Origin of the sequence: Barnesiella sp. CU968, from assembly GCF_905219685.1 — a bacterium.
In the GTDB taxonomy this organism is placed as follows: Bacteria; Bacteroidota; Bacteroidia; order Bacteroidales; family Muribaculaceae; genus Lepagella; species Lepagella muris_A.
Window position 1 is genome coordinate 1 of record NZ_CAJMXD010000347.1, and the last position, 3084, is coordinate 3084.

At 39.6% G+C, this 3084-nt stretch carries 1 pseudogene; it reads left to right on the top strand.

Annotated elements, in window-relative coordinates:
- Positions 1 to 87: 87 nt before the first annotated feature.
- A pseudogene (locus JX312_RS11245) lies at positions 88 to 735 on the top strand (DUF4007 family protein); the annotation flags it as partial.
- Between the last annotated feature and the right edge of the window lie 2349 nt (positions 736 to 3084).

Here is a 3084-nt window from a genome sequence, read left to right on the forward strand (position 1 = left end):
CCAGAATTTTTTGTTTTCTTCACACATTTTACTAAAAAATGTTGAATCTGACGGTCAACACTTTTCCGGACTAGACAGGATGAACTTACTGGCATAGCAGACTTCCTTTTTGATACTGAATATGGGCGTGATCCCTATGCGGAGGACCTCAACACTCTTTGGGTTCTTCATTTCCTTCTTGTCGTAACAGGTGTCGCCAGTATCTATAACCTAACGTTTGTAGAGTATCAGCGAGAGAAAAAGGAGTTCTCAAAAGATGAGCTACGCAATTTTATCAAACGCAAATGTTCGGTTCCTGAACAAAGAAATGTCTACAACGAAAACACCGTAAAAAAAGACATCGCTGTGCTCTTGAAAAATTATGTAGCTCCAAAAGATTTAAAGAACATTGAAGACTTCTCTGCATTATTAATAGGGCTTGGTCTTATTGTCAATAAAGATTCGGACGTATATTCTTATCGAGTGACTGAGCCTGAAGATATCGCACCCGATGTCGTTCTATTCGCCCTCCTCACATTGAGCGGTGGGGATAAAACGTTGTCTTTTGATATACTCCAGAAGCTGTCTCTTGTATTCTGTTTGCCAATAATATCGCTCATAGATATAATCCGTAAAATAGAGAAACTTTACCCCGGAATGGTTGTGTTCTCTGATAACAGTGGCATTAAAAATGTCCAGTTTATAGGAGAACTCAACAGATTTGATGTTCTGGATAATTACTACGATTCGTTATGAGCTATATTCCATCAGTAAATATATAGCTAAATACAGCAGCGGATTTCCGATATATCATAACGGAAAATGCCCGGATGGTAGCTGGAAACATTGTAAATAGTTACAATTCCGGCCACCATTCATTCTCCATTATCGGCACCTACGGCACTGGAAAGTCCAGCTTCATACTTGCTTTGGAAGATGATTTGACATCCGGTGCAAATCGGCTTATCAAAAGAAATGTCCTTGGCTCTACCTCCGGTTTTGAATTTCTGAATATAGTAGGCGACTATTCATCGCTAAGCACATTACTGGCATCCAAACTTGAGAGTCATAACAGTAACGCAATTGATGCTCTTAATCAGTATTATCAATCAATCCGAAAGCGCAACAAGTTTTTAATTATTGTCGTTGATGAGTTTGGTAAAGTACTTGAGCACGTCGCTAATAACAACCCAGAAAAGGAACTGTATTTCCTACAGAAACTTTCTGAATTCGTAAATGTACCGAGTAGAAACATAATACTTCTAACCACGCTACATCAGAACTTTGGAAGTTATGCTTATAAACTAAGTGAAACACAGAGAAACGAATGGCAAAAAGTAAAGGGCCGTTTTCAGGAGATTGTCTTCGCTGAACCGGTAGAGCAACTTCTCTATCTAACGGCAAAGCAGTTAAGTGAGCATCAGCACATAACACGCTCAGAGGGAATCAGTCTGAATCTCCTATACGACCTTGGTCAAAGAAGTAAAATTCTCAGCAATTCGTTCAGCTTAAAAACGGCAGAACTTCTCTATCCTCTCGATCCAATCTCTGCTGTGTGCCTAACTCTTGCGGTCCAGAGATATGGGCAGAATGAGCGTTCCTTGTTTTCTTTCCTAACCGCTAAAGGTGAAGACTCCCTCAATGAGTTTAAGGCAACAGCCTCATTGACATATAACATAGCCAAGGTATATGACTATCTGACCTATCATTTTTATTCGGCTATCAATGAGATGAATGCCGATTCTACCGGGTGGAGGTCGCTCGCAGTGGCAATAGAACGTATTGAAGGGTCTAATCAGGAGTCGAATGTTATCAATGACTGTCTGAAGATTATAAAGACAATAGGTCTTATCAATATGTTCTTCAATGGCATTGTTCTAAATGATGATTTTCTTGTCACATACGGACAGAATGCTCTCGGTATTATTAATGTAAAGGCCACAATAAAAACGCTTCTTTCTGAAAAGATAATCAGATTTGCATCATATAAGTCACAATTCATATTATATGAAGGGACAAATCTCAATATTGAAAGTGAATTGTTTAAAGCAGCTTCTATCGTACCAACTCCACAGCTTTCGGTAGAAGAAATATCTCCGTATATCAAGCAAAAAGCCGCAGTCGCGACCGCTTCATACTATAAAATAGGAACCCCTCGTTATTTTGAGTANCGCGTATCCAACGAGCCCACTATAGTGGAAGCCTCCGGCGATATCGATGGATTTGTACATCTGATTTTTCCACTCTCGGAAATCGAAGAAGAGGTAAAAGAATTATCTACCTCAAAGTCAGCTGGCGCCTCTATATATGGATATTTCAAGAATACCGAGGCTATTACAAAACATCTTCATGAAATCAAGAAGCTGCAATATGTGATTGACAATGTCGCTATTGATGATAGGATAGCACAGACTGAACTTGAAAAGCAGAAGACCTATGAGACGCTACTATTAAACGAGACTATAAATACCGCGCTTACTAATGGTATCGATAGCGTGGTATGGTATTTCAAAGGAGAGTCGGTCAAAATAAGGTCTGTCAGAGATTTCAATAAACTTCTCTCATACGTTTGTGACATCATTTACGACAAGACGCCTATTATTCGCAATGAGTTGCTCAACCGTCAGAAGTTGAGTTCGGCCATATCTTTGGCAAGGGTCAACTTGCTTGACGCAATGCTGAACAAATCTGATGTAGAGGCATTTGGGATAGAAGGATTTCCTCCGGAGAAAACTGTTTATTTCACACTTTTCAGAGAGTCAGGGATACATCGGATTAATGAAAACGGAAACTGGATTCTTGGAGCACCAACGCAACCGGAACTCCAGACATTATGGACCGCTTCGATGGAGTTTATCAACTCATCTGTTGATAAGCCCAGAAAGTTGTCTGAACTCACCAAGATTCTGAAGGCTGCTCCATATAAGTTGAAGCAGGGTGTGATTGATTTCTGGATTCCCATTTTCCTTTTCATCAATCAACAGGACTTCGCATTATACAACGGGAACACATTTGTCCTAAATATTAATAAGTAGGGTGTTCAGTTTGATGTTCCGAAAAACGTCATTCAAAACACCTGAAATTTTAATAAAAACACGTGCTTAA